Origin of the sequence: Streptomyces naganishii JCM 4654, assembly GCF_014650575.1 — a bacterium.
Taxonomy (GTDB): Bacteria; Actinomycetota; Actinomycetes; order Streptomycetales; family Streptomycetaceae; genus Streptomyces; species Streptomyces naganishii.
Map to the genome: position 1 here is coordinate 23,948 of NZ_BMVF01000024.1, position 24,057 is coordinate 48,004.

The 24,057-nt window shown below is 71.5% G+C and carries 21 protein-coding genes; 9 read left to right on the forward strand and 12 right to left on the reverse strand.

What is annotated here, in order from left to right; all coding sequences use genetic code 11:
* Positions 1-99: 99 nt before the first annotated feature.
* Together IE217_RS30505 and IE217_RS30510 are read left to right on the forward strand one after the other, a co-directional pair.
* On the forward strand, positions 100-1,890 hold the full coding sequence (locus IE217_RS30505) for an LCP family protein (RefSeq protein ID WP_190181196.1): 1,791 nt from the start codon (positions 100-102) through the stop codon (positions 1,888-1,890).
* Positions 1,891-2,026: 136 nt separating this feature from the next.
* A complete protein-coding gene (locus IE217_RS30510) occupies positions 2,027-3,628 on the forward strand; it encodes an LCP family protein (protein WP_190181256.1) in 1,602 nt (533 codons plus the stop codon).
* 82 nt (positions 3,629-3,710) lie between these two features.
* Here the strand turns inward: IE217_RS30510 and IE217_RS30515 are convergent, their stop codons facing one another.
* Positions 3,711-4,739 carry a glycosyltransferase family 2 protein gene (locus tag IE217_RS30515; protein WP_190181197.1) on the reverse strand — a complete coding sequence of 343 codons (1,029 nt, stop codon included), beginning with the start codon at positions 4,737-4,739 and terminating at the stop codon, positions 3,711-3,713.
* Between the two features lie 128 nt (positions 4,740-4,867).
* Between IE217_RS30515 and IE217_RS30520 the strand changes: the two genes are divergently transcribed.
* Positions 4,868-6,412: an LCP family protein gene (locus IE217_RS30520; protein WP_190181198.1), complete on the forward strand. Its 1,545-nt coding sequence runs from the start codon at positions 4,868-4,870 to the stop codon at positions 6,410-6,412.
* 15 nt (positions 6,413-6,427) lie between these two features.
* Here the strand turns inward: IE217_RS30520 and IE217_RS30525 are convergent, their stop codons facing one another.
* Entirely contained in the window at positions 6,428-6,985 is a 558-nt protein-coding gene (locus tag IE217_RS30525) for an acyl-CoA thioesterase (RefSeq protein WP_190181199.1), read from the reverse strand.
* A 119-nt stretch (positions 6,986-7,104) separates the two neighbouring features.
* On the opposite strand from IE217_RS30525, the gene IE217_RS30530 reads away from it, so the two are divergent.
* Positions 7,105-8,406, forward strand: a complete 1,302-nt coding sequence (locus IE217_RS30530) for an LCP family protein (RefSeq protein WP_190181200.1) — start codon at positions 7,105-7,107, stop codon at positions 8,404-8,406.
* Between the two features lie 63 nt (positions 8,407-8,469).
* Here the strand turns inward: IE217_RS30530 and IE217_RS30535 are convergent, their stop codons facing one another.
* Together IE217_RS30535 and IE217_RS30540 are read right to left on the reverse strand one after the other, a co-directional pair.
* Entirely contained in the window at positions 8,470-8,829 is a 360-nt protein-coding gene (locus IE217_RS30535; protein ID WP_190181201.1) for a four-helix bundle copper-binding protein, read from the reverse strand.
* A 160-nt stretch (positions 8,830-8,989) separates the two neighbouring features.
* Positions 8,990-10,219 (reverse strand): polysaccharide deacetylase family protein, encoded by a 1,230-nt coding sequence (locus IE217_RS30540; RefSeq protein ID WP_190181202.1) that lies wholly within the window; start codon positions 10,217-10,219, stop codon positions 8,990-8,992.
* 212 nt (positions 10,220-10,431) lie between these two features.
* On the opposite strand from IE217_RS30540, the gene IE217_RS30545 reads away from it, so the two are divergent.
* Complete coding sequence (locus tag IE217_RS30545) at positions 10,432-10,980, forward strand: GNAT family N-acetyltransferase (RefSeq protein ID WP_190181203.1); 549 nt, start codon at positions 10,432-10,434, stop codon at positions 10,978-10,980.
* A gap of 153 nt (positions 10,981-11,133) precedes the next feature.
* Here the strand turns inward: IE217_RS30545 and IE217_RS30550 are convergent, their stop codons facing one another.
* On the reverse strand, positions 11,134-12,291 hold the full coding sequence (locus IE217_RS30550) for an acyl-CoA dehydrogenase (protein ID WP_268249188.1): 1,158 nt from the start codon (positions 12,289-12,291) through the stop codon (positions 11,134-11,136).
* 182 nt (positions 12,292-12,473) lie between these two features.
* Between IE217_RS30550 and IE217_RS30555 the strand changes: the two genes are divergently transcribed.
* Complete coding sequence (locus IE217_RS30555) at positions 12,474-13,817, forward strand: UDP-glucose dehydrogenase family protein (protein WP_190181204.1); 1,344 nt, start codon at positions 12,474-12,476, stop codon at positions 13,815-13,817.
* A gap of 154 nt (positions 13,818-13,971) precedes the next feature.
* Here the strand turns inward: IE217_RS30555 and IE217_RS30560 are convergent, their stop codons facing one another.
* Positions 13,972-14,478 (reverse strand): CGNR zinc finger domain-containing protein, encoded by a 507-nt coding sequence (locus IE217_RS30560; protein ID WP_190181205.1) that lies wholly within the window; start codon positions 14,476-14,478, stop codon positions 13,972-13,974.
* Positions 14,479-14,609: 131 nt separating this feature from the next.
* Here IE217_RS30560 and IE217_RS30565 point away from each other — a divergent pair, with 131 nt between their 5' ends.
* Positions 14,610-14,969 (forward strand): VOC family protein, encoded by a 360-nt coding sequence (locus IE217_RS30565; RefSeq protein WP_190181206.1) that lies wholly within the window; start codon positions 14,610-14,612, stop codon positions 14,967-14,969.
* A 19-nt stretch (positions 14,970-14,988) separates the two neighbouring features.
* Here the strand turns inward: IE217_RS30565 and IE217_RS30570 are convergent, their stop codons facing one another.
* The 4 genes from IE217_RS30570 to IE217_RS30585 all read right to left on the reverse strand — a co-directional run bounded on the left by IE217_RS30570 (position 14,989) and on the right by IE217_RS30585 (position 19,171).
* Complete coding sequence (locus IE217_RS30570; RefSeq protein ID WP_190181207.1) at positions 14,989-16,113, reverse strand: dipeptidase; 1,125 nt, start codon at positions 16,111-16,113, stop codon at positions 14,989-14,991.
* A 156-nt stretch (positions 16,114-16,269) separates the two neighbouring features.
* Positions 16,270-17,448 (reverse strand): dipeptidase, encoded by a 1,179-nt coding sequence (locus IE217_RS30575; protein ID WP_190181208.1) that lies wholly within the window; start codon positions 17,446-17,448, stop codon positions 16,270-16,272.
* 5 nt (positions 17,449-17,453) lie between these two features.
* Entirely contained in the window at positions 17,454-17,981 is a 528-nt protein-coding gene (gene purE / locus IE217_RS30580; protein ID WP_190181209.1) for a 5-(carboxyamino)imidazole ribonucleotide mutase, read from the reverse strand.
* The gene (locus tag IE217_RS30585) at positions 17,978-19,171 is read right to left on the reverse strand and encodes a 5-(carboxyamino)imidazole ribonucleotide synthase (protein WP_190181210.1); all 1,194 of its coding nucleotides are present in this window, start codon (positions 19,169-19,171) and stop codon (positions 17,978-17,980) included. Before IE217_RS30585 ends, purE begins: the two co-directional genes overlap by 4 nt.
* Before the next feature lie 241 nt (positions 19,172-19,412).
* Here IE217_RS30585 and IE217_RS30590 point away from each other — a divergent pair, with 241 nt between their 5' ends.
* The gene (locus IE217_RS30590) at positions 19,413-19,958 is read left to right on the forward strand and encodes a GtrA family protein (protein ID WP_190181211.1); all 546 of its coding nucleotides are present in this window, start codon (positions 19,413-19,415) and stop codon (positions 19,956-19,958) included.
* 63 nt (positions 19,959-20,021) lie between these two features.
* Here IE217_RS30590 and IE217_RS30595 read toward each other — a convergent pair whose 3' ends face one another.
* Both IE217_RS30595 and IE217_RS30600 read right to left on the reverse strand, forming a co-directional pair.
* Complete coding sequence (locus IE217_RS30595) at positions 20,022-21,293, reverse strand: sensor histidine kinase (protein ID WP_190181212.1); 1,272 nt, start codon at positions 21,291-21,293, stop codon at positions 20,022-20,024.
* A gap of 31 nt (positions 21,294-21,324) precedes the next feature.
* Entirely contained in the window at positions 21,325-22,002 is a 678-nt protein-coding gene (locus IE217_RS30600; RefSeq protein WP_053661516.1) for a response regulator transcription factor, read from the reverse strand.
* Positions 22,003-22,553: 551 nt separating this feature from the next.
* On the opposite strand from IE217_RS30600, the gene IE217_RS30605 reads away from it, so the two are divergent.
* Complete coding sequence (locus tag IE217_RS30605; protein WP_190181213.1) at positions 22,554-24,050, forward strand: oligopeptide:H+ symporter; 1,497 nt, start codon at positions 22,554-22,556, stop codon at positions 24,048-24,050.
* The last annotated feature ends 7 nt before the right edge of the window (positions 24,051-24,057 follow it).

A 24,057-nucleotide genomic window follows, 5' to 3' on the forward strand; every position in this document is an offset into this window, starting at 1 on the left:
GGCCGCGAGGTCTTCCTGGGGTCGTGCACTGTGTGACCAGAACTGAGCGCCTTGTTGGGGGAGGGCGCCGCGTGGCCCCGACGGAGGATTCGGTAAACCGTGGACGCGCAAGGCCGTGGGCGGGCGGACAACGTCGACCCCGCAGACCAGTGGGTGCTCAATCCGAACACCGGCGAATACGAATTGCGACTGGCTCCTTCCGCTCCGCAGTCGGCGGTCCCGAGTCCGCGCAGACCCGCACCGCGCGACACCGGCGGCAAGGGTGGCGGCACGAGCGCCCGCGGTACGGGGAATCCGGCCGCCGGCCGGCGCTCCGCCGCGCCCGGCCGCCAGCAGGTCCGTGACACCGCGCAGCCCGGCGCGGTGCCGGGCCAGCGCCGCCGGCGCGGCACCCCGCCGCCGGAGGAGCCGCTGCCGGGACGGCGCGGGCGCCGGCCGGAGAAGAGGAAGTCGCGGACCAAGAAGGTCCTGCTGTGGACCGGCGGCACCATGGCGTTCGTGGTGGTCGTCGCGGGCGTCGGCGGCTACCTGGTGCTCAAGCACCTGGAGGGCAACGTCACCACGACCGACGTCGGCAGCGCGGCCAAGCAGGGCTTCAGCAAGGACGAGGCCTTCAACATACTGGTCATCGGCACCGACAAACGCACCGGCAAGGGCAACGAGGGCTACGGCGACAAGGGCAGCGTGGGCCACGCGGACACCAACATCCTGCTCCACGTCTCCAAGGACCGCACGAACGCGACCGCGCTGAGCATCCCGCGCGACCTGATCGTGGACGTCCCGGACTGTCCCACCAAGCAGCCCGACGGCTCCACGAAGGTCATCCCGGGCACGAACCACGTCCGCTTCAACACGAGCCTCGGCCAGGACGGCCGCGACCCCGGCTGCACCATGCGCACAGTCAAGCAGGTCACCGGCATCGCGCCCGACCACTTCATGATGGCCGACTTCAACGCGGTCAAGACGCTGACCTCGGCGGTGGGCGGCGTCGACGTGTGCCTCAAGCACGCCGTCAACGACCCCGACTCCCACCTGAAGCTGTCCGCCGGCGAGCACAAGATCCAGGGCGAGCAAGCGCTGGCGTTCGTGCGGACCCGGCACAGCTTCGGCAACCAGGGCGACCTGGACCGCATCAAGGTGCAGCAGCAGTTCCTCGGTTCGCTGATGCGCAAGATGTCCTCCGGCGACACCCTCACCAACCCGGCCAAGCTGTACGACCTGGCCGACGCGGCCACCAAGGCGCTCACCGTCGACACCGGCATCGGCAACGTCGGCACGCTCAAGGACATGGCCCTGGAGCTGAAGAAGGTGCCGACGAAGAACATCACCTTCCTGACCACCCCGGTGATCGACAACCCGGCGGAGAAGGTCCACGCGACCGTGGTCCTCAACCCCACCACCGCGCCGCAGGTGTTCGACGCCATCAAGAACGACGTGTCCTTCACCGAGGTGAAGAAGAAGCAGAAGCAGCAGAAGGACGCCGAGGCGGCCCGGCTCAAGGGCACCCAGTCCGCGGCCTCCGAGGTGCGGGTGCGCGTCCTCAACGGCGGCGCCGCCGCGGGCAGCGCACAGGAGACTCTTACCTGGCTGCAGAACGATGAGGGCGTGCTCAAGTCGGAGAACGCGGGCAACGCGCCCCAGGAACTCGACAGGACCACGCTCGAGTACGCGCCCGACCAGGCGGCCCAGGCCCGCAAGCTCGCGGCCGTCATGGGCCTGCCCGGGTCCGCGCTCAAGCCGGGCAGGAGCGTGACCAACTCCCAGGGCCTGCCGGCGATGACGCTGACCCTGGGCAAGGACTTCAAGGGCGCGGGGACGTCGATGACGGCTCCCTCGAAGGCGCCGGAGGTCGACAAGTCCACGGCGGACAAGGTTCAGTGCGCCAGTTGAGCGCACCGTGTGACCTGACGGGCCTGTCACGCGTCTAACACGACGTATGACAGGCCTGTTCGATGGCTAGGGTGGGGAGGATGGGGAGTTGACCCAGAGCGGTCTGCGCGGGGAGGGGCCTGCGGTCGATGACACGATGTCGCTCACGCCGCGAGACGGCGGCGCGCCGGGGGGCGGCGGCCGGCAGGGCGGCGGAGGAGACCGCGGCAACGGCCGCGGCACGGGGGGCAGACGCCCCAAGAGGCGGGTACTGCGCTGGTCGGCGACCGTGCTGGCGGTGGTGATACTCGGCACGGCCGGCGCCGGATACCTGTACTACCAGCACCTGAACGACAACATCCGCAAGGGCGAGCGCAGCAGCGGCGACTCCAAGGCGCAGAAGACCGGGCCGAACGCGGCCGGCCAGACGCCGGTGAACATCCTGCTGATCGGCTCCGACAGCCGCAACTCCGACGCGAACATCGCGCTCGGCGGCAGCCGGGACAACCGCGGCAACCCGCCGCTCGGCGACGTGGAGATGCTCATCCACCTCTCCGCCGACCGCAAGAGCGCCGCCGTGGTGAGCATCCCCCGCGACACCCGGGTCGACATCCCCAAGTGCACGGACCCCAAGACCGGCAAGGCGTATCCGGCGACCAACGCCATCATCAACGAGTCGCTGGCCCGCGGCGGCGCCGGCTGCACCCTCGCCACCTGGCAGAACCTCACCGGTGTGTACATCGACCACTGGATGACGATCGACTTCTCCGGCGTGGTGCAGATGGCGGACGCGATCGGCGGCGTCGACGTGTGCGTCAAGCAGAACGTGTGGGACCGCCCGCTGCCCGGCGTGCCCGGCGGCTCGGGCCTGAAGCTGAAGGCCGGCACGACGAAGGTGGAGGGCAAGCAGGCACTGCAGTGGCTGCGCACCCGGCACGCCTTCTACAGCGACCTCGGCCGGGCCAAGGCCCAGCACCTGTACCTGAACTCGATGATCCGCACGCTCAAGAGCCAGAACGTCTTCACCGACACCGGCCGGCTGATGGACCTGGCCGAGGCTGCCACGAAGTCGCTCCAGGTCTCGGAGGAGATCGGCACGGTCAAGAAGCTCTACGACCTGGCCATGCAGCTCAAGACGGTCCCGACCAACCGCATCACCATGACGACGATGCCCAACGTCGAGGACCCGCTCAACCGCGACCACGTGGTGCCGGACGGCGAGAACGCCAAGAAGATCTGGCAGATGCTGCGCGACGACGTGCCCTTCGACGCCAACGGCAAGCCCACGGACGCCAAGCAGGAGAGCGCGGCCAAGCCGGCCGCCTCCGCCGACCCGGCCGCGCCGGCCGGCCAGATCGGCGTCACGGTGCAGAACGGCACGGGCACGGCCACGCTGGGCCCGGTCCCGCACCGCGCCGCCGCCGTCGCCGAGTCGCTGGTGCAGAGAGGTTTCATCAAGGCATCGGCCGACGCGTCGGGTTCGGTGTCCGCGGACCAGACGGTCGTGCGCTACCCGAGCGCCGAGCTGAAGGGCGACGCGGAGGCGGTCGCCAAGGCGCTGGGCGTTCCGGCGGGTTCGGTGGAGCGCTCCACGGACGTCTCCGGGGTCACGGTCGTCGTGGGCGCGGACTGGCGCACCGGCGCCACGTACCCGAAGCAGGCGGCGCCCAAGGCGGGTGACATCCCGAAGAACTCCGACGCCGTCAACGGCGCGGACAACAGCCAGTGCATGGACGTCTACGCGCCCTACCGCTGGTAGCCGGCAGCCGTACGAGAGCGTGGAAGGGCCCCTCCCGGACGGGAGGGGCCCTCGTCGTTCACCGGTGCGCGCGCCGCGGGTCTCAGGCCGAGGTCACGACCGCCGGGCGGCGGGAGGCGATGACCTTCCTCGCCAGCGACTTCGGGCTGGTCAGGAAGCCCCAGCCCCACGACATGTGCATGGTGGCCAGCGCGACGGGTATCCGCAGCCGCGCCTTCAGCGGCAGGCCCTTGCCCGCCGGCACCGACCCGGCCGCGATCGCCGCCAGATAGCCGCCGGGGACCACCAGCCCCCAGGGCGTCAGCACCGCGCCCACCACGATCCCGGCCGCGATCGCGCACACCGCGGCGGGCGGGGCCAGGTAGCGAAGGTTGATGGAGCCCTCGTGGTAGCGGGCGACCACGTGCCGCCAGCGGCCGTAGTCCTTGTACTGCTTGGCCAGCGCCTTCACGTTGGGACGGGGCCGGTAGGAGACCCGCAGCTCGGGCGAGAACCAGATCAGGCCGCCCGCCTCGCGGATGCGGAAGTTCAGCTCCCAGTCCTGGGCGCGGATGAACTCCTCGTTGTAGCCGCCCTGCTGCTCCAGGGCCGCGCGGCGGAAGACACCCAGGTACACCGTCTCGGCCGGGCCGGCCGTGCCGCCGGTGTGGAAGGCCGCGTTGCCCACGCCGATCTTCGAGGTCATGGCCGCGGCGACCGCGTGCTCCCAGTCGTTCTCCCCCTCGGCGTGCATGACCCCGCCGACGTTCTGCGCGCCGGTCTCCTCCAGGAGCCGTACCGCCGTGGCGATGTAGTTCGGCGACAGCATCCCGTGGCCGTCGACGCGGACCACGACCGGATGGCGGGAGGCCTTGATCGCCGCGTTCAGCGCGGCGGGGGTGCGGCCGGTGGGGTTGGGGACGGTGTGCACGCGCGGGTCGTCGCGGACGAGCTCGGCGGCGATCTCGTCCGTACGGTCCGTGGACGGACCCAGGGCGATCACGACCTCCATCTCGCCGTCGTACTCCTGCGCGAGGATCGCTTCCACGGCCCCGCGCAGATGCCGCTCCTCGTTGAGGACGGGCATGATCACAGACACGGCGGGGAGCCGCACGTCGGGCTTGGCGTTCATCGGTGCTCACGTTACCGCGAACGGGGGACACCGGTGCGCGCCGCGGGGGTCGCCTGACCGGGCTGCAGATCGTATGGGCCTACGGTGCTCACGGTGCCCACCCACGCCATATGCGGAGGTGTCCCTGCATGTCCACCACGCCGTCCCGGCCACCCGCGCATGTGCGGCAGGAGCCGCAGCGGGCCGTCGCACCCTCGCGGCCGGACCGGCCGGACCGGCCGGGCAGGCACGAGCGGCCCGGCCGCGTCCCGTACGCGCCCGTGCCGCGCCGGCGGCCGCGCTGGGCCATGCGGGCCGCGACCACGCTGTCGGTGGTGGTGCTCGCCTCGGCGGGCATCGGGCACGCGGTGGTCTCCAGCCTGGACGCCGACATCACCCGGGTCGACCCGTTCAAGGACATGAAGAACCGCCCGCGGGCCGGCCACGGCATGAACGTGCTGCTGGTAGGCACCGACGGCCGCGACCGGATCACCGAGCAGGAGCGGCAGCGGTACCGGCTGGGCGGGCAGCCGTGCCACTGCACGGACACCATGATGATCGTGCACCTGTCGCAGGACCGGGAGCGGGCCAGCATCGTCAGCCTGCCGCGGGACTCCTACGCCGAGATCCCCACCCGCGTGGACCCGGCCACCGGCAGGCAGCGCCCCGCGCACCCGGCCAAGCTGAACGCGGCGTACGCGGAGGGCGGCCCGAACCTGACCGTGCGGATGGTCGAGGGCATGACCCACCTGAAGATCGACCACTACCTGGAGGTGGACTTCACCTCCTTCATGCGGACCGTCGACGTGCTCGGCGGCGTGCAGATCTGCACGGCCGAGCCGCTCAAGGACAGCTACACCGGCCTCGACCTGCCGGCCGGCACGCACCGGCTCACCGGCGGCCAGGCCCTGCAGTACGTCCGCTCCCGGCACGTGGACACAGCCAGCGATCTGGGCCGGATGAAGCGGCAGCAGCTGTTCCTGGCCGCCCTCATCGAGCGGGCGACCTCCTCGCGGGTGCTGCTGAACCCGATGAGGTTCCGGGACGTGACGCGGGCCGTGCTCGGCTCGGTGCGGGCGGACAAGGGCTTCCACACCGACGAGCTGCTGGACCTCGGGCGGGCCATGCGGAACTTCTCGCCCTCCTCCTCGGAGTTCACCACCGTCCCGATCGCTCAGCCGGCGTTCGCGGTGAAGGGGCTCGGCTCGACCGTGAAGTGGGACGAGGCGAAGGCGGAGAAGCTCTTCGGCACGCTGCGCGCGGACCGGCCGCTGGCCGCGGACAAGCCGGCCGGCAAGCAGCCGGAGCGTCCGGCGGACCGGCCGGCGACCGTGGAGGTCGCCCCGCGGCAGATCCGGGTCCAGGTGGAGAACGGCACCAGGACGGTCGGGCTCGGCAGGCGCGTGGACAGCGCGCTGGCGGCGGCCGGATTCCGAACGACGGCGGCGCCCGTGGACTCCAGGGAACGCGGGGTGAAGCGGACGGTCGTGGTCTACGACCCGCGCTGGGACCGCTCGGCCCGCTCCCTGGCCGCCGCCCTGCCCGGCAGCGAGCTGCGCCCCGTCCCGGGCCAGGGCCCCACCCTGCGAGTCGTCGCCGGCACGGACTTCCGCCAGGTCCACAAGGTCCGGACCGAAACCGCGCCCCGGCAGAGCGCCACGGTGGTGCGGGGCGACGAGGTGACCTGCTCCTGAGGCGGCGCCCCCGGATCAGTCCTCGTGGCCCTCGGCCACGCGCTTCTCGCGCAGCTCCATGATGGCGCGGCGGCGGGCGAGGCGGTGGGTGCGGCGGATCTGGGCCTCCTGGTAGCGGCGCTTGTCCCGCTCGGTCTCCGGGAGGACGGGCGGGACCCGGCGGGGCTTGCCGTCGGCGTCCACGGCGGCGAAGACCAGGTAGGCCGAGCCGACCTGGGTGGGCGGGGCGGACTCGTTCCAGCGCTCGGCCAGCACCCGCACGCCGACCTCCATGGAGGTGCGGCCGGTCCAGTTGACCTGGGCCTTCACATGGACGAGGTCGCCGACGCGGACGGGCTCGAGGAACGCCATCTCGTCCATGGACGCGGTGACCGCGGGCCCACCGCTGTGCCGGCCGGCCACGGCGCCCGCCGCGTCGTCGACCAGTTTCATGATCACTCCGCCGTGCACCGTGCCCAGGAGGTTGGTGTCGTTGTGGGTCATGATGTGGCTGAGGGTGGTCCGGGAGGCCGAGGTCGGCTTGCCCGGGATGTCCGGGGTACCGGATTCCGCGGCGGAGGCCTGGTCTGTCATGGCCCCCACCTTATGCCGAGGCGACATCCGGGGAATTTGTGTCAGCTTCGCAACAGCGCTGACCTTATTTCCCGACGGCTCTTGTACGGCACATACTCGCTCCCTGCACACTGGGGCGCATGAATGATTGGCCCGAGGGGTGGTCCGACAACAACCGCGGCGCCGGGTACGGACGCGGCAGTGCCGGCGCACAGCCGGAGAGCGCGCGCGTGATGCGCCAGGTGCGACGCGGCCCGGCGACACCGCCCGGGCAGGGCGGCGGCTACGGCGCGCCGCCGCAGGGAGTCCCGCGGCAGCCGTCGTACGTGAACGGCCAGGGCTACGACGAGGGCCACGGCCAGGACGGCTACGACAGCGGCTACAACACCGGCCAGGTCTACGGCGGCGGCACCGGCGGCCCGGCGGGCCCCGATGACGGGTACGCCCGCGGCGCGCGCCCCGCGCCGAACTGGCGCCGCCGCATCAAGTGGACCGCGATCACGCTGGTCACGGTGCTGGTGGTGACCTCGGTGGCGACCTATGTGTGGGCCGACTCCAAGCTGCACCGCGACGTCGACCTGTCCAAGGTGATCGACCGGCCCGAGGCCGGCAAGGGCACGAACTACCTGATCGTCGGCTCCGACAGCCGCGCCGGCCTGTCGGACGCGGACAAGCAGAAGCTGCACACCGGCTCCGCCGAGGGCAAGCGCACCGACACGATGATGATCCTGCACGTCGGCGACAACGGCGACACGCTGATCTCGCTGCCGCGCGACTCGGACGTGGAGATCCCCACGTACAAGGGCTCGACGTCCGGCAAGGTCTACCAGGGCAAGGGCCGGCACGTGAAGCTGAACGCCGCCTACGCCGAGGACGGCCCCGAGCTGCTGGTGCGCACCGTCGAGTACAACACCGGCCTGCACATCGACCACTACGCGGAGATCGGCTTCGGCGGCTTCGCGAAGATCGTGGACGCGGTCGGCGGCGTCGACATCACCATCGACAAGGCCTTCAAGGACAAGTACTCCGGCGCCGACTTCCAGGCGGGCGAGCAGACGCTCAACGGCCAGCAGGCACTGGCCTTCGTCCGCACCCGGCACGCCTTCGCCGCCTCCGACCTCCAGCGCACCAAGAACCAGCAGAAGTTCCTGGCCGCCCTGGCCCACCAGGTGGCCACCCCCTCCACCGTCCTGAACCCCTTCAAGCTCTACCCCACGATGGGCGCGGGCCTGGACGCCCTGACCGTCGACAAGGACATGGGCCTGTGGGACCTGGCCTCCATGTTCTGGGCGATGAAGGGCGTCAACGGCGGCGACGGCACCTCGATGAACATGCCCATCTCCGGCTCCACCGGCGGCAACCTCGTCTGGGACAAGGCCAAGGTCAAGACCCTGGTCAACGAGCTGAAGAACGACGACAAGGTCACCGTCACCGGCAACTGACCGGCCGCGGCACGAAGGCCGGGGGCACCCGAACGGGCGCCCCCGGCCTCGCGCACGCCAGGCTCACATCCGGGCGCCCGCCATCGTGCGGCAGGTCTCGGCGCAGCGGCGACACGCCTCGGCACAGCGCATCATCACCTGGTCGTCGGGCATGGACATGCACGCCTCGGCGCACATGTCGCACGCCTTGGCGCACATCGCGCACATCTCGGCCGACAGGGGCGAGCGGCGCATCATCATGTCCGCGCACATACGGGTCATCTCCGAGCAGTCCATGAGCGCGCGCATGATCTGCATCTGCGCCTGGCCGCCCATCTGCATGCAGGAGCTCATGGCCTCCTCGCACATGTTGTGGCACGACATGCACGCGTTGACGCAGTCCTGCATCTCCTTGCTCATCGGGGTCATCGTGGGCTGGGCCATGGCTCCTCCTGTGGGCAGGCGGGACCTCGGGGCGGGTCCCGTGCCCTTCCGTCGTACGCCCGGCCGCGGCCCCGCGCCATCCGACGGAAGCGCGGGATCCGCTGCGTCCGTCCGGATGACCCGGGGCCCGCTGTTCACCGGCGCCGCCCGCTCCGCGCGGTCAGTAGTAGATGACCACCGCGGTGTGGGTGGCGGAGTGCCACTCGATCGCGCCGTGCTGGAAGTTGCTGCGCCACCCGGCCGCGATGCCGAACTCGTCGCTCACCGGGAGCCCGAGCCGGCTGCCCGAACCGCCGAGGCTCAGGTACTTCGCGAGGATCCCGCCGTGCACCTCGTGCGCCCCCGTGCCGCCGGACCAGTACACGTTTCCGCCCTGGAACTGCGAGGCGCGGCCCCCGGTCACCACGGTCTCGTCGCTGAGCGGGAAGCCCAGGAAGGAGGTCACTCCGCCCAGGGACAGGAACTTGGTCAGGATCCCTCCGGCCACCCAGTGCACCGGGAGCCCCTTCTTCCAGTAGATCCGCCCGTGGTCGAACCACTGCACCGCCGTGCCGGTGGTGGAGGCCGGCATCTCCACCGTCCGCGCGGCCCCCAGACCGGAGCGCTGTGCGCCCATCGAGGCGTACTTGGCGCCGATCCCTCCCTGGGTCACCGTCCGGAACGGGTCGGTGAAGCCGTAACCCATGGCGCGCAGCGTGGAGATCACCTGCGGCAGCGCCGCCGGGTCCGAGGAACCCTCACCGGGGTGCATCAGGATGATCGCGCCCGGCACCGTGTACTGGCGCACCCGCGCCAGGATCGTCGCGGTGGAGGCGCCCTTGTAGCCCGTGGTGTCGAAGGTCCAGTCCCAGTTGACGTAGTACTTGCGCAGCGCCAGGTCCCGGTTGAGACCCGGGTCGGCGTAGCCGTCCCGGTACGGCGCGCGGAACCATCCGCCCGACTCGTGACCGAGCTTGCGGTAGGCCGCCTCGGCCTTGTCCAGCTCCGCCCACCGCTGAGCCCGCGTCAGTTTGCTGAAGTACGGGTGGTCGTAGCTGTGGTTGACCAGCTTGCTCCCCGCGTTCATGATCGCGCCGGTCGAGGCCGGGTAGCGTTCCACGAACCGCCCGGTCAGCGAGAAGGCGGCCGTGATCCCGTTCGCCTTCAGGGTTTTGAGCACGCTCGGCACCCCGGCGTCGCTCCAGTCGGCGTCGAAGGTCAGCGTGACCACCTTCGTCGTGTCGTAGCCGCGCTGGAGCACCTGCGCCCGGTACGGCGCCGCGTCCGCGGCCCCCGCGGGCGGTGCGGCCACCGCCGCCGCCGTGGCGGCCGCAAGCCCGACGGCCGCCGCCTTCCCCCACGCCCCGCGGCGGGTCACCGGCCGGGGCACGTTCACCGGACTCCACCTCATCGCAGCCACCCCTCCTCTGCCAGGCCCCGCCCAACACCACCGTGCGCCCGCCGACGCACCGCGGTACCACCCCGAAGGTCCCGCACCCCACGACCAACGGCCCATGGACCCCCGCTCCGTACGACGACAGCCCCCGGCGCGATCCCGGGCCGATGGCTCGATCGGTCCGCGCGCTTTGATCGCCTCCGAGCCTGCTGGCTAGGTTGGCCGGCATGGCTGACCCCAGACCTCTCGCCTGGCCACCTGCCCCGATCAGGACCGAGCGCCTCGTACTCCGCGAGTCGCAGGCCCGGGACCGCGCGACGGTCATCGAGCTGAGCGCCTCACCGGAGGTGAACGCCTACCTCGGTGGCCCTCGGCCGCGCGCCGAACTCGAACGCGCGCTGCCCGAGGTGCCCGGGCAGCGCCGCGGCTGGTTCGTGGTCGAACGCGACGGAGCGATGATCGGCACGGTCCAGCTCAAGCCGCACGCCCCCGATGGACCGGCCAACTGCCGCCTGGAGGCGGGGGATACGGAACTCGGCTACCTGTTCCTGCCGCAGGCGTGGGGCCACGGGTACGCCACCGAGGCGTGCACAGCGGCACTCGACTGGTTCGCGGACGCGCTGCCCGGTGAGCCGGTGGTGCTCTACACCCAGACCGCCAACGCCGGTTCGATGCGCCTCGCGGAGAAGCTGGGCTTCACCGAGGTGGAACGCTTCGAGGCATGGGGCGCCGAGCAGTGGTTCGGCGTGTGGTCCTCGCCCACACCGTCCGGCTGACCGGCTCCGACGACCGACGATCGCACGGGTTTCCCAGTCCCCCGGCCGGCCACCCCGCGCGAACAGCACAGCCCCCGGCGCCATGCCGGGGGCTGTGCTGTTCGCGCAGGTCAATGACCGTTTTCAGCCTGGCTTCCGACCTCGGAAACCCCGCTAGGGAAGGTTCCTCGCCATCACGATGCGCTGGACCTGGTTCGTGCCCTCGTAGATCTGCGTGATCTTGGCGTCGCGCATCATGCGCTCGACCGGGTAGTCGCGGGTGTAGCCGTAGCCGCCGAGGAGCTGGACGGCGTCCGTGGTGACCTCCATGGCGACGTCGGAGGCGAAGCACTTGGCGGCGGCGCCCTGGAAGGTGAGGTCGCTGTCGCCGCGCTCGGACTTGGCGGCGGCCGCGTAGGTGAGCTGGCGGGCGGCCTCGATCTTCATGGCCATGTCGGCGAGCATGAACTGGATGCCCTGGAAGTCGGCGATCGGCTTGCCGAACTGCTTGCGCTCCTTGACGTAGCCCTTGGCGTAGTCGAGGGCGCCCTGGGCGATGCCGAGGGCCTGGGCGGCGATGGTGATGCGGGTGTGGTCGAGGGTCTTCATCGCGGTGGCGAAGCCGGTGCCCTCGGCGCCGATCATGCGGTCGGCGGGGATGCGCACGTTGTCGAGGTAGACCTCGCGGGTGGGCGAGCCCTTGATGCCGAGCTTCTTCTCCGGGGCGCCGAAGGAGACGCCCGGGTCGGACTTCTCGACGACGAAGGCGGAGATGCCCTTGCTGCGCTTGTCGGGGTCGGTGACCGCCATCACGGTGTAGTACTCGGAGACGCCCGCGTTGGTGATCCAGCGCTTGACGCCGTTGAGGACGTAGTAATCGCCGTCGCGGACGGCCTTGGTCTTCATGCCGGCCGCGTCGGAGCCGGCGTCCGGCTCGGAGAGGCAGTACGAGAACATCGCGTCGCCCTTGGCGAGCGGGGTCATGTACTTCTTCTTCAGCTCCTCGGAGCCGGAGAGGATCACCGGCAGCGAGCCGAGCTTGTTCACCGCGGGGATCAGCGAGGAGGACGCGCAGACGCGGGCCACCTCCTCGATCACGATGACCGTGGCGAGGGCGTCGGCGCCCGCGCCGCCGTAGCTCTCGGGTACGTGCACGGCGTGCAGGTCATTGGCGACCAGGGCGTCGAGGGCCTCCTGCGGGAAGCGGGCCTCCTCGTCCACCGCGGCGGCGTACGGCGCGATCTTCGCCTCGGCCAGCGAGCGGACGGCGTCGCGGAGCATGTCGTGCTCCTCGGACGGGCGGTACAGGTCGAAGTCAGCCGATCCGGCCAAGGTCTCTCACTCCAAAGAAGACGCACTGACGCTAATTACCGTTAAGTAACTCAATTTTAGTGGCCCGCTCGGGGCCCTGAGTACGTGAGCTTGGCGACAGCAGGGACATCGCCCGGCGAAGGCCCCGCGCACGCCCCGGATATGCTCGGCACCGCATTACCATCGTCCCTCCTGGAGCACCCATGAGCCTCAAGATCACCGTGATCGGCACCGGCTATCTCGGCGCGACGCACGCCGCGGCCATGGCCGAGATGGGGTTCGAGGTGCTCGGTCTCGACGTCGTGCCCGAGAAGATCGAGATGCTGCGCCGGGGCGAGGTCCCGATGTACGAGCCGGGTCTCGAGGAGCTGCTGCGCCGGCACGTGGCGGGGATCGAGGGCTCCACCGGGCGGCTGCGCTTCACCCAGGACTGGGCCGAGGTGGGCGCCTTCGGCGACATCCACTTCGTCTGCGTGAACACCCCGCAGAAGCACGGCGAGTACGCCTGCGACATGTCCTACGTCGACTCCGCGGTCACCTCGCTCGCCCCGCACCTGGCCGGCCCCGCCCTGGTCGTCGGCAAGTCGACCGTGCCGGTGGGCTCGGCCGACCGGCTGGCCCGGACGATCGCCGAGCTCGCGCCCGCCGGCGAGGACGCCGAGCTGGCCTGGAACCCGGAGTTCCTGCGCGAGGGCTTCGCCGTCCAGGACACCCTGCACCCCGACCGGATCGTGGTCGGCGTGCGCAGCGAGCGGGCCGAGAAGCTGCTGCGCGAGGTGTACGCGGCGCCGATCGGCGAGGGCTCCCCCTTCGTGGTCACCGACTTCCCCACCGCGGAGCTGGTGAAGACCTCCGCCAACTCCTTCCTCGCCACGAAGATCTCCTTCATCAACGCCATGGCCGAGGTGTGCGAGGCCGCGGGCGGCGACGTGGCCAGGCTGGCCGAGGCGATCGGGTACGACGACCGGATCGGGGCCAAGTTCCTGCGCGCCGGGATCGGCTTCGGCGGCGGCTGTCTGCCCAAGGACATCCGGGCCTTCATGGCGCGCGCCGGTGAGCTGGGCGCGGACCAGGCGCTGACGTTCCTGCGCGAGATCGACTCGATCAACATGCGCCAGCGCGGGCAGATGGTGGAGCTGGCCCGGCAGGCGCTGGGCGGCGGCCCGTTCCTGGGCAAGCGGGTCGCGGTGCTCGGCGCGACCTTCAAGCCCGACTCGGACGACGTGCGCGACTCGCCCGCCCTCAACGTGGCGGGGCAGATCCATCTCCAGGGCGGCCAGGTCACGGTGTACGACCCCAAGGGCATGGAGAACGCCCGGCGGGTGTTCCCGACGCTCGGCTACGCCGATTCCGCGCTGGAGGCGGTGCGGGGCGCGGACGTGGTGCTGCACCTGACGGAGTGGCGGGAGTTCCGGGAGCTGGACCCGGCCGAGCTGGGCGGGGCGGTGGCCTCCCGGCTGATCCTGGACGGGCGCAACGCGCTGGACGCGGAGCTGTGGCGGCGCGCCGGCTGGACGTACCGCGCGATGGGGCGCCCGACCGCCTGAGGGCGCCCGCCCCGGCGCCTGCGCGGTCTCTTCCGGCGCCCGCGCGGTCTCTTCGCGGGTGACGCCGGTTCGGCCGAGGCTCAGTCGGCCGAACCGGCGTCTTCACGCATTCTGCACCACGGCGCGGCGGCGCGGTGGTGAACCTCCTGTGAGTTCACGCTTCCTTCGCGCGGTAGCGGCGCATCTTGGCGCGCGCCCCGCACACCCGCATCGAGCACCAGCGGCCGCGTCCGGCCGGGCTGCGGTCGTAGTACGCCCAGTGGCAGGTGTCGGCCTCGCACGCCTTCAGCCGGGTCCAGGTGTCCTCGACGAGTGCCTGGGCGACCGCGGCTGCGACCCGTGAGAGCAGGGTGCCGCCGTCGGCGGGGGCGAGGGCGGCCGAGCCGTCGCGCTCGTCGACGTCCAGGACCAGCGGGGCGCCCGCCAGCAGCCGCCCGAGGGGGGTGACCTCGCCGTGCGGCGGGTGGCCGGCGTGCGCGAGCAGCGTGGCGCGCAGCGACTCGCGCAGTTCGCGGGCGAGCGGCAGTTCCTCCTCGGCGATCCCGAAGCGCGCCCTGCCGTCCGCGGTGTCGAGGGAGTCGGCGCCCGTCTCGATGTCCAGCGTGTTCACCAGGGACTCGACGAGAGCCAGGCCCCCCGGTGCGGGCGATCGCTCACTCATGTCAGTGACGGTACCTCCCCAATCCGGTTGCGTCGTTACCGGCTCTACGGGAGTATCAGGTAACGGTTACTGGTTGCTGGCTCCTACAGGTAACCGGCAATCAGCAACCCCGACCGTCACTGGAGGAAGTCATGGCTCTGGCCGAACTGGGTGTCGTCGTACTGGACTGTCCCGACCCGCGCGCGCTCGCCGGGTTCTACGCCGAGGTCCTCGGCGGAACCGTGGAGGGTGAGGGCGACTGGGTGGACCTGAAGGTGCCGGGCGGACAGGCGCTGGCGTTCCAGGCCGCCCCCGGGTTCGTCCCGCCGCGGTGGCCCGCCGCCGACCACTCGCAGCAGTTCCACCTGGACCTCGTCGTGAAGGACCTGGACGCGGCCGAGAAGGGTGTCCTCGCGCTCGGCGCACGGCCGCTGGACACCGGGGACCGCGAGCGCACATTCCGGGTCTACGCGGATCCGGCCGGGCACCCGTTCTGTCTGTGCGCCTGCTGAGGATCCGCACCCGGCGGGGTCAGCCGTCCAGTTCGGCGATCCGGGCCGTGGAGGGGGCCCGGCGCTGCCGGGCGGCTCGTGCCGTGAAGTCGGCGGTGCGCAGGACGCGCTGGATGTTGCCCCAGGTCAGCAGGGCCACGTCGGACTCGGGCCAGCCGCGGCGCAGGAGTTCGGCGATCAGGTGCGGGTAGCCGGTGGCGTCGGGCAGTTCGCGGGGGTGCGCGGTGCCGGCGTCGTACGTGCCCGACAGGCCGACGCACTCGGGGCCGGCGAGGGCGCGGACGTGGTCGAGGTGGTCGGCGACGTCACGCAGCGAGGGCCCGGTCTGCTCGGCGGTCATCGGCACCAGGCACAGGCCCTTGGCGGCGCCCAGCCCGGCGAGCAGGTCGTCGGGGAGGTTGGCCGGGTGGGGGCGCAGGGCGCGGGCGGCCGAGCGCGCGCACAGCACGGGCGCCCGGGATGCGGCGAGGGCGCGGCGCACGGTCTGTTCGGAGGCGCCGGACAGGTCGGCGATCACGCCCAGCCGGTTCATCTCCCGGATCACCTCCTCGCCGAAGCGGGTGAGCCCCGCCTCGCTCGCCCAGGAGGCGCCGGACAGGGTGAGCACCCGCAGGCCGAGGGCGTGCAGGGAGCGCAGGATGCCGAGGCTGTCGCCGAGCGCGCCGGCTCCGGCGGGCCCGAGCAGCACGGCGACGCGGCCGCAGTAGCGGACGTCGGCGACCTCGCCGGCGGTGTGCGCCAGGCGCAGCCCCTCGGGGTGGGCGGCGACGACCGTGCGGACCAGGTCCAGCTGTTCGAGGGTGGCGCCCACGGCGCGGTCGCCGGCCAGCCCCTCGGGCAGGTGCAGCGACCAGAACACGGCGCCGACGCCGCCCTCCCGCAGTCGGGGCACGTCGGTGTCCAGGTCGCTCTCGCCCAGTTCGAGGTCGTACCAGGGCAGGCGTCTGAGGGCCCAGGGCAGCCCGCAGTAGCCGTCGGCGACGGGGTGGGCGGCGAGCAGTGCGCGGGCGCGCTCCAGGGGTGCGGCGTCGGGGGTGTACGGCGTCGCCGCGAAGGGGTCCTCGACCAGCTCACCGAGTTCGTCGAGGTCGTCCAGGCCGTCGACCCCGGGCGTCGCGTGCAGGTCGTCCTGGAGGTCGGCCATGGCGTGCTCCGTACGTACGTCGGGACCGCGTCGTGGACGCGGTCGTGAGCGCGGTACGGTCACCGTCGCACGGAGCCGGGGGTGCTTCCTGGTGGGTGGGGCGTTCGGGGGTACCGGAGCCGGGGCGCCCGGCGCCGGACGCCCCACCCGCGCGGGTCAGCCGTCGAGCTGCTCGATCGTGGCGTTGGAGGGCGCGCGCGTGGCCCGCAGATCGCGGGCCACGTCCTCGGCGGCGCCCAGCACCCGTACCGCGTTCTGCCAGGTCAGCTTGGCCAGGTCGGCCCTCGACCAGCCGCGGTCGAGGAGTTCGGCGATCAGGTTGGGGTAGCCGGAGACGTCGTTCAGCCCGTCGGGGGTGAACGCGGTGCCGTCGTAGTCGCCGCCGATGCCGAGGTGGTCGATGCCGGCGGCCTCGCGCATGTGGTCGAGGTGGTCGGCGACCGTGGCGGCGGTGGCGACGGGGCGCGGGTTGCGCTCCTCGAAGGCGCGGTGGACCTTCATGGCCTCGGCGGTGGTGTCGAGGTGGTGGAAGCCGTGCGCGCGCATGTTCTCGTCCGCGGCGGCCGTCCAGTCGACGGCGGCCTGGAGGACGAACTTCGGTACGAAGGTCACCATCGCGACGCCGCCGTTGGCGGGCAGCCGCTCCAGTACGTCGTCCGGGATGTTGCGCGGGTGGTCGCACACGGCCCGCGCGGAGGAGTGCGAGAAGATCACCGGCGCGGCGCTCGCGTCGAGGGCGTCCCGCATGGTCGTCGCGGCCACGTGGGACAGGTCGACCAGCATGCCGAGGCGGTTCATCTCCGCGACCACCTCGCGGCCGAAGGCCGACAGACCGCCCACGCGCGGCTCGTCGGTCGCGGAGTCCGCCCAGGCCACGTTGTCGTTGTGGGTGAGCGTCAGGTAGCGCACGCCGAGCGCGTAGAGGCCGCGCAGGGTGCCGAGGGAGTCGGCGATGGAGTGGCCGCCCTCGGCGCCCATCAGGGAGGCGATACGGCCCTCGGCGCGTGCCGCCTCCATGTCGGCGGCGGTCAGCGCGGGCGCCAGGTCGGCCGGGTAGCGGTCGAGCAACTGCCGTACGCAGTCGATCTGTTCCAGCGTCGCCGGCACCGGGTCGGGCAGGTCGGCGCGGACGTACACCGACCAGAACTGCGCGCCGACGCCGCCCTCGCGCAGGCGCGGGATGTCGGTGTGCAGGTGGGCGTCCTGCGGGCCGGCGATGTCGCGGGCGGCCAGGTCGTAGCGGACCTGCTCGCGCAGGGCCCAGGGCAGGTCGTTGTGGCCGTCGACGACGGGGAACTCGCGCAGCAGTGCCCGCGTCCGCTCCAGGGAGCTCACCGCGCTCACTTCCCCGTGCCGAAACCGAAGCCGCCGGTGCCCTCGGCCTTGGCGCGCAGCCGCTTGCCCTTCTCGGTGGCCTGGTCGTTCAGGTCCTGCTGGAACTCGCGCATGCGGCCGAGGAGTTCCTCGTCGTGGGCGGCGAGGATACGGGCGGCCAGGAGTCCGGCGTTGCGGGCACCGCCGACGGAGACGGTCGCCACCGGGACGCCGGCCGGCATCTGCACGATCGACAGCAGCGAGTCCATGCCGTCGAGGTACTTCAGCGGCACGGGCACGCCGATGACCGGCAGCGGGGTGACGGAGGCGAGCATGCCGGGCAGGTGGGCGGCGCCGCCCGCACCGGCGATGATCGCCTTCAGTCCGCGTTCGGCCGCCTGCTCGCCGTAGGTGATCATTTCGCGCGGCATGCGGTGCGCGGAGACGACGTCGACCTCGTACGCGATCTCGAACTCGTCGAGCGCCTTCGCGGCGGCCTCCATGACGGGCCAGTCGGAGTCCGACCCCATGACGATGCCAACAACTGGGCTCATTCGGTGATGGTGCCTCTCAGGTAGCCGGCTGCGTGACGGGCGCGCTCCAGCACGTCGTCCAGGTCGTCGCCGTAGGTGTTGACGTGGCCGACCTTGCGGCCGGGCTTCACGTCCTTGCCGTACATGTGGATCTTCAGCTGGGGGTCGCGGGCCATGCAGTGCAGGTACGCGGAGTACATGTCGGGGAAGTCGCCGCCGAGCACGTTGACCATGACCGTCCACTTGGCGCGCGGGCGCGGGTCGCCGAGCGGCAGGTCGAGGACGGCGCGGACGTGGTTGGCGAACTGCGAGGTGATCGCGCCGTCCATCGACCAGTGGCCGGAGTTGTGCGGCCGCATCGCCAGCTCGTTGACGAGGACGCGTCCGTCGCGGGTCTGGAACAGCTCGACCGCGAGGTGGCCGACCACGCCGAGTTCCTGGGCGATGCGCAGCGCCATCTGCTCGGCGTGCAGCGCGAGGTCGTCGTCCAGGCCGGGGGCCGGGGCGATCACGGTGTCGCAGACGCCGCCCACCTGACGCGACTCCACCACCGGGTAGGCCACGGCCTGGCCGTGCGGCGAGCGCACGACGTTGGCGGCGAGCTCGCGCACGAAGTCGACCTTCTCCTCGGCGAGGACGGGCACGCCGGCGCGGAACGGCTCGGCGGCCTCCTCCTCGGAGCCGACGAGCCACACGCCCTTGCCGTCGTAGCCGCCGCGCACGGTCTTGAGGACGACCGGGAATCCGCCCGCCCGTCGCCCACCACCGCCCTTGTCCGAGGGCACTTCGTGCCCGCCCCTTTCGAGCTCGGCCGCGAAGGCCGCCACGTCGGCCGGACCGCTCACGATCCGGTGCCGCGGGCAGGGCACGCCGAGCGCGTCGAGCCGCGCGCGCATCACGCCCTTGTCCTGGGCGTGCACGAGCGCGTCGGGGCCCGGGCGCACGGGGATGCCGTCCGCCTCCAGGGCCCGCAGGTGCTCGGTGGGGACGTGCTCGTGATCGAAGGTGATCACGTCACAGCCCCGCGCGAAGGCGCGCAGCGTCTCCAGGTCGCGGTAGTCGCCGATGACGACATCGCTCACGACCTGCGCCGCCGAGTCCTGGGGGGTGTCACTGAGGAGCTTGAACCTGATGCCGAGCGGGATGCCCGCCTCGTGTGTCATACGAGCGAGCTGGCCCCCGCCGACCATGCCGACTACCGGGAACGTCACGCTCCTAGGGTATCGGCCGCGCCAGTCCGGCCGGATTCCGTCCCCCGCGCACGCCGCGCGACCGGCCCGCCCGGCGTGCGCGAGCGCCTTCTTACCGGTGGTTTCCAGGTCTCTTTCCAGCCTTTTCCGTGACTCTTCCCGATCCGTTTCCCAGCTCATGGCAGGTCCACAGGCGCGGGACCCGCCCGCTGGTTAGCATGGCGGGGTTGACGAAACCGACCGGACGGGGGCCTGCACGGCCATGGAACAGGGTTCCTCGGGGCTTCGAGCGGCGTCCGCCGCACCGGGCGGCGCGCTGCGCCGCCGTATCGGGCGGCTGTGGCGCGAGATCGCCAAGTTCGGCGCGGTGGGCGGTGCGGGGCTCCTCGTCAACCTGCTGGTGTTCAACCTGGTACGCCACGTGACCGGGCTGCAGGTGGTGCGGGCGAGCGTGATCGCGACGGTCGTGTCGATCGTCTTCAACTACATCGGCTTCCGCTACTTCACCTACCGGGACCGCGACAAGAGCGGCCGCACCAAGGAACTCACGCTGTTCCTGCTGTTCAGCGTGGTCGGCCTGGTGATCGAGAACGGCGTGCTGTACCTGGCGACGTACGGCTTCGGCTGGGACAGCCCGCTGCAGAGCAACGTCTTCAAGTTCCTCGGCATCGGCATCGCCACCCTGTTCCGCTTCTGGTCCTACCGCAGCTGGGTCTTCCGGGCGCTGCCGTCGCGGGACACGGTGGCGAACGCGGAGTCGATCCTGGCGGCGTCGCCGGCCAAGCCCCGCCCGAAGGTCTTCCGCTAGCAGGTCCGGGTGCGGGTGCGGGTCCGGTCCACCGGGAGCGGCGCCCGCCCGCCGCGGCCGCGGTCAGCGGACCGTGGGCAGTTCGTCCGGCGTCCGCTTCAGCGGCGGGGTCCGCGAGAGGAACAGGCCGAAGACCGGCGGCTGCGCCTGGAGCAGTTCGAGCCGGCCGCCGTCGGCCTCCGCGAGGTCGCGGGCGACGGCCAGGCCGATCCCGGTCGAGTTGCGGCCGCTGATCGTGCGCTCGAAGATGCGGGCGCCCAGGTCGGCGGGGACCCCTGGGCCCTCGTCGGTGACCTCCACGACCGCCTGGTTGCCGGTGACGCGGGTGCGCAGGGCGACCGTTCCGCCGCCGTGCATGAGGGAGTTCTCGATCAGCGCGGCCAGCACCTGGGCGACCGCGCCCGGGGTGCCCACGGCCCGCAGGTGCCGCTTGCCCGAGCTGACGATCGCCCGGCCGGCGCTGCGGTAGGCGGGCCGCCACTCGGCGATCTGCTGCTGGATGACCTCGTCCAGGTCGAAGGAGACGGCGGAGCCGGTGCGCGGGTCGCGGGAGTTCGTCAGCAGCCGCTGCACCACGTCCGTCAGCCGCTCGACCTGGGTGAGCGCGACGTTCGCCTCGTCCTTCACCGTGTCCGGGTCGTCGGTGAGGGTGATCTCCTCCAGGCGCATCGACAGCGCGGTCAGCGGTGTGCGCAGCTGGTGGGAGGCGTCGGCGGCCAGGCGCCGCTCGGCGGTGAGCATCCGCGCGATGCGCTCGGCGGAGGAGTCCAGCACGTCGGCGACGCGGTCCAGCTCCGGGACGCCGTAGCGCTTGTGTCGGGGGCGCGGGTCGCCGGAGCCGAGGCGCTCGGCGGTCTCGGCGAGGTCGGTCAGCGGGGAGGCGAGCCGGTTGGCCTGGCGGATGGCGAGCAGCACCGCGGCCACCACGGCGAGCAGCGCGACGAGGCCGATGATCAGCAGGGTGCGGCCGACCTCGCGGGTCACCGAGGAGCGGGGCTCCTCCATGCGCACGGTCTCGCCCTGCTCGCCCTTGGCGGTGGAGTGGATGACCTCGCCGGACGGCTTGTCGCCGACCTGGATGGGCTGCTGCCCGGACAGGGTGATCACCGCGTACTGGCCGGCGGCCACCTGGTCGCGCAGGACGTCCGCGTTCACCGTCTCCGCGCCGAGCAGGCGGCTGTCGACGATGCTGGCCAGCCGCAGCGCCTCGGAGTCGACGCGCTCCTGGGCGCTGTTGCTGATCGTGCGGGTCTCCACGATCACCAGGGAGACGCCGAAGACGGCGATCACGACGAGCACCACGGCGAGCGTGGACTGGATCAGTCGACGGCGCATGACCTCTTACCTGACGGGAGCCCGGCCGGGCTCAGCTCTTCTCGAAGCGGAAGCCCACGCCCCGTACGGTCGCGATGTAGCGGGGGTTGGCCGCGTCGTCGCCGAGCTTCTTGCGCAGCCAGGAGATGTGCATGTCGAGCGTCTTGGTCGACGACCACCAGGTGGTGTCCCAGACCTCGCGCATCAGCTGGTCGCGGGTGACCACCCGGCCGGCGTCGCGCACCAGCACCCGCAGGAGGTCGAACTCCTTGGCGGTGAGCTGGAGTTCCTCCTCGCCCATCCAGGCGCGGTGGGACTCGACGTCGATGCGCACGCCGTGCGTGGCGGGCGGCTGCTGCGGTTCGGCGGCGCCGCGCCGGAGCAGGGCCCGGACCCGGGCGAGCAGCTCGGCCAGCCGGAAGGGCTTGGTGACGTAGTCGTCGGCGCCCGCGTCCAGGCCGACGACGGTGTCCACCTCGTCGGCGCGCGCGGTCAGGATGAGGATGGGTACGGTGTGACCGTCGGCACGCAGCCGGCGGGCGACCTCCAGGCCGTCCATGCCGGGCAGGCCGAGGTCCAGCACGACCAGGTCGACACCGCCCTGCATTCCGGCGTCGAGCGCGGTGGGTCCGTCCTCACGCACCTCGACCTCGTAACCTTCCCTGCGCAGTGCGCGGGCCAGCGGCTCCGAGATGGACGCGTCGTCCTCGGCGAGCAGTACACGGGTCATGGGGTGATGGTAGTCCGACCGTGCCGCCTGCTGGGGTGGTGCTGCGGTGTGATCACGCGGACCCTCTTACCTTCCCGCCTGGTGACGGGAACCTTCACCACTCCTTCCCCGCCCGCGGCCCCGCGGTGGTCCGAACCAATGGGGCAGGGATGCGATCCTTGAATACACCTTCGAAATCGGTTGCGGGGTTCCTCCGTTTCCTGTGATCCGTGTCTCAAGTCCTTCCATATCCGGCAGTGTCCTGCCGTATGGTGAGTTGAACGCCTCTAGCACACAGCGGACCTTCGGCGCTCACTCGGCGCTGAGGGTCCTCTTCGTGTGCGGGCCGGCTGCCGTCGGCCTTGGAAAGGAATGACCTAGGGCCGGGCCTCGTTCGCGCATCGACGCGGACGCGAGGCGTGGATCCCGGTGACCGCCGTCCGCCGCTTCCGTGATCCGGAGGCGGACTCCCCCTGGGCGTGGGGTGGACGCACGGTCCCGCCGGTGCCGGCCGCCCCCCACCGGGCGCGCATCCGCTCATCGCAGCGCGTCCCGACCAGCAAGGAACGACCATGGCGTCCAGCCTGACGAAGGACTCGGTCTCACCGGACACCCCCGGCTCCGAGAAGACCTTCTTCGGCCACCCCCGCGGCCTGGCCACCCTCTTCATGACCGAGATGTGGGAGCGCTTCTCCTACTACGGCATGAAGGCCCTGCTCCCGCTGTACCTGGTGGCACCGGGCGGCCTGCACATGAACGCGGCCACCGCGACCGCGATCTACTCGGTGTACCTCTCGCTCGTGTACCTGCTCGCCCTGCCCGGCGGCTGGTTCGCGGACCGGGTCCTCGGCCCCCGCAAGACGGTCGCCGTCGCGGGCACCGTCATCATGCTGGGCCACCTGACGCTGGCCCTGCCCACCGCCGGCACGTTCTTCGCCGGTCTCGGCCTGGTGGCGATCGGCTCCGGTCTGCTGAAGGCCAACATCTCCACGATGGTCGGCCACCTCTACGACGGCCCGGACGACCCGCGCCGTGACGGCGGCTTCACGCTCTTCTACATCGGCATCAACCTGGGCGCCTTCGCCGCCCCGCTGGTCATCGGCACCGTCGGCGAGAACGTCAACTGGCACTTCGGCTTCGCGCTCGCCGCGGTCGGCATGGCGGTGGGCCTGGCCCAGTTCCTGCTCGGCACCCGCCACCTGAGCTCCCGCTCGGACGTCGTCCCGACCCCGCTGACCGCCGAGCAGAAGCGCGCCACGCTGATGAAGGCCGCCCTGTGGGCGGGCGTCGCGGTCGTCTTCTACGCGATCGTCGGCTTCTCCGGCGTCTACACCCTGAACTGGCTGCTGGTCCCGATCACCGTCGCCGGCCTGGTCATCCCGGTCCTGGTGATCGCCCGGATCAAGCGGGACAAGGACCTCGACCGCGCGGACCAGTCGAAGATGACGGCGTACATCTGGTTCTTCGTCGCCGCCGCCGTGTTCTGGATGATCTACGACCAGGGCGGCTCGACCGTGTCCCTGTTCGCCGACTCCTCGGCGAAGAACACGATCTTCGGCTGGAACTTCCCGGTCTCCTGGTACCAGTCGGTCAACCCGGTCATGATCATGGCGCTGGCCCCGGTCTTCGCCTGGGCGTGGCTGGCGCTGGCCCGGCGCGGCAAGGAGCCGAGCACCGCGGTCAAGTTCGCGATGGGCCTGGTGCTGATCGGCGCGTCCTTCTTCCTCTTCCTCGCCCCGCTGGCGATCGCCGACGGCGGTCACAAGGCGGCCGCGATGTGGCTGGTGGCGATCTACTTCGTCCAGACCGTCGGTGAGCTGACCCTCTCCCCGGTGGGTCTGTCGGTCACCACGAAGATGGCGCCCGCCAAGTACGCCTCCCAGATGATGGGCGTCTGGTTCCTGGCCGTCACCGCCGGTGACGCCACGACGGGCCTGCTCTCCATCGCCGGCGTCGACCTCAACAAGACGGGCATCGTGACCCTGGAGGCCGCCCTCGCGGTGCTCGCCGGCGCCGCGGTGTGGATGTACCGCGGGAAGGTCAAGGAGCTCATGGGCGACGTGCACTGACGCACCC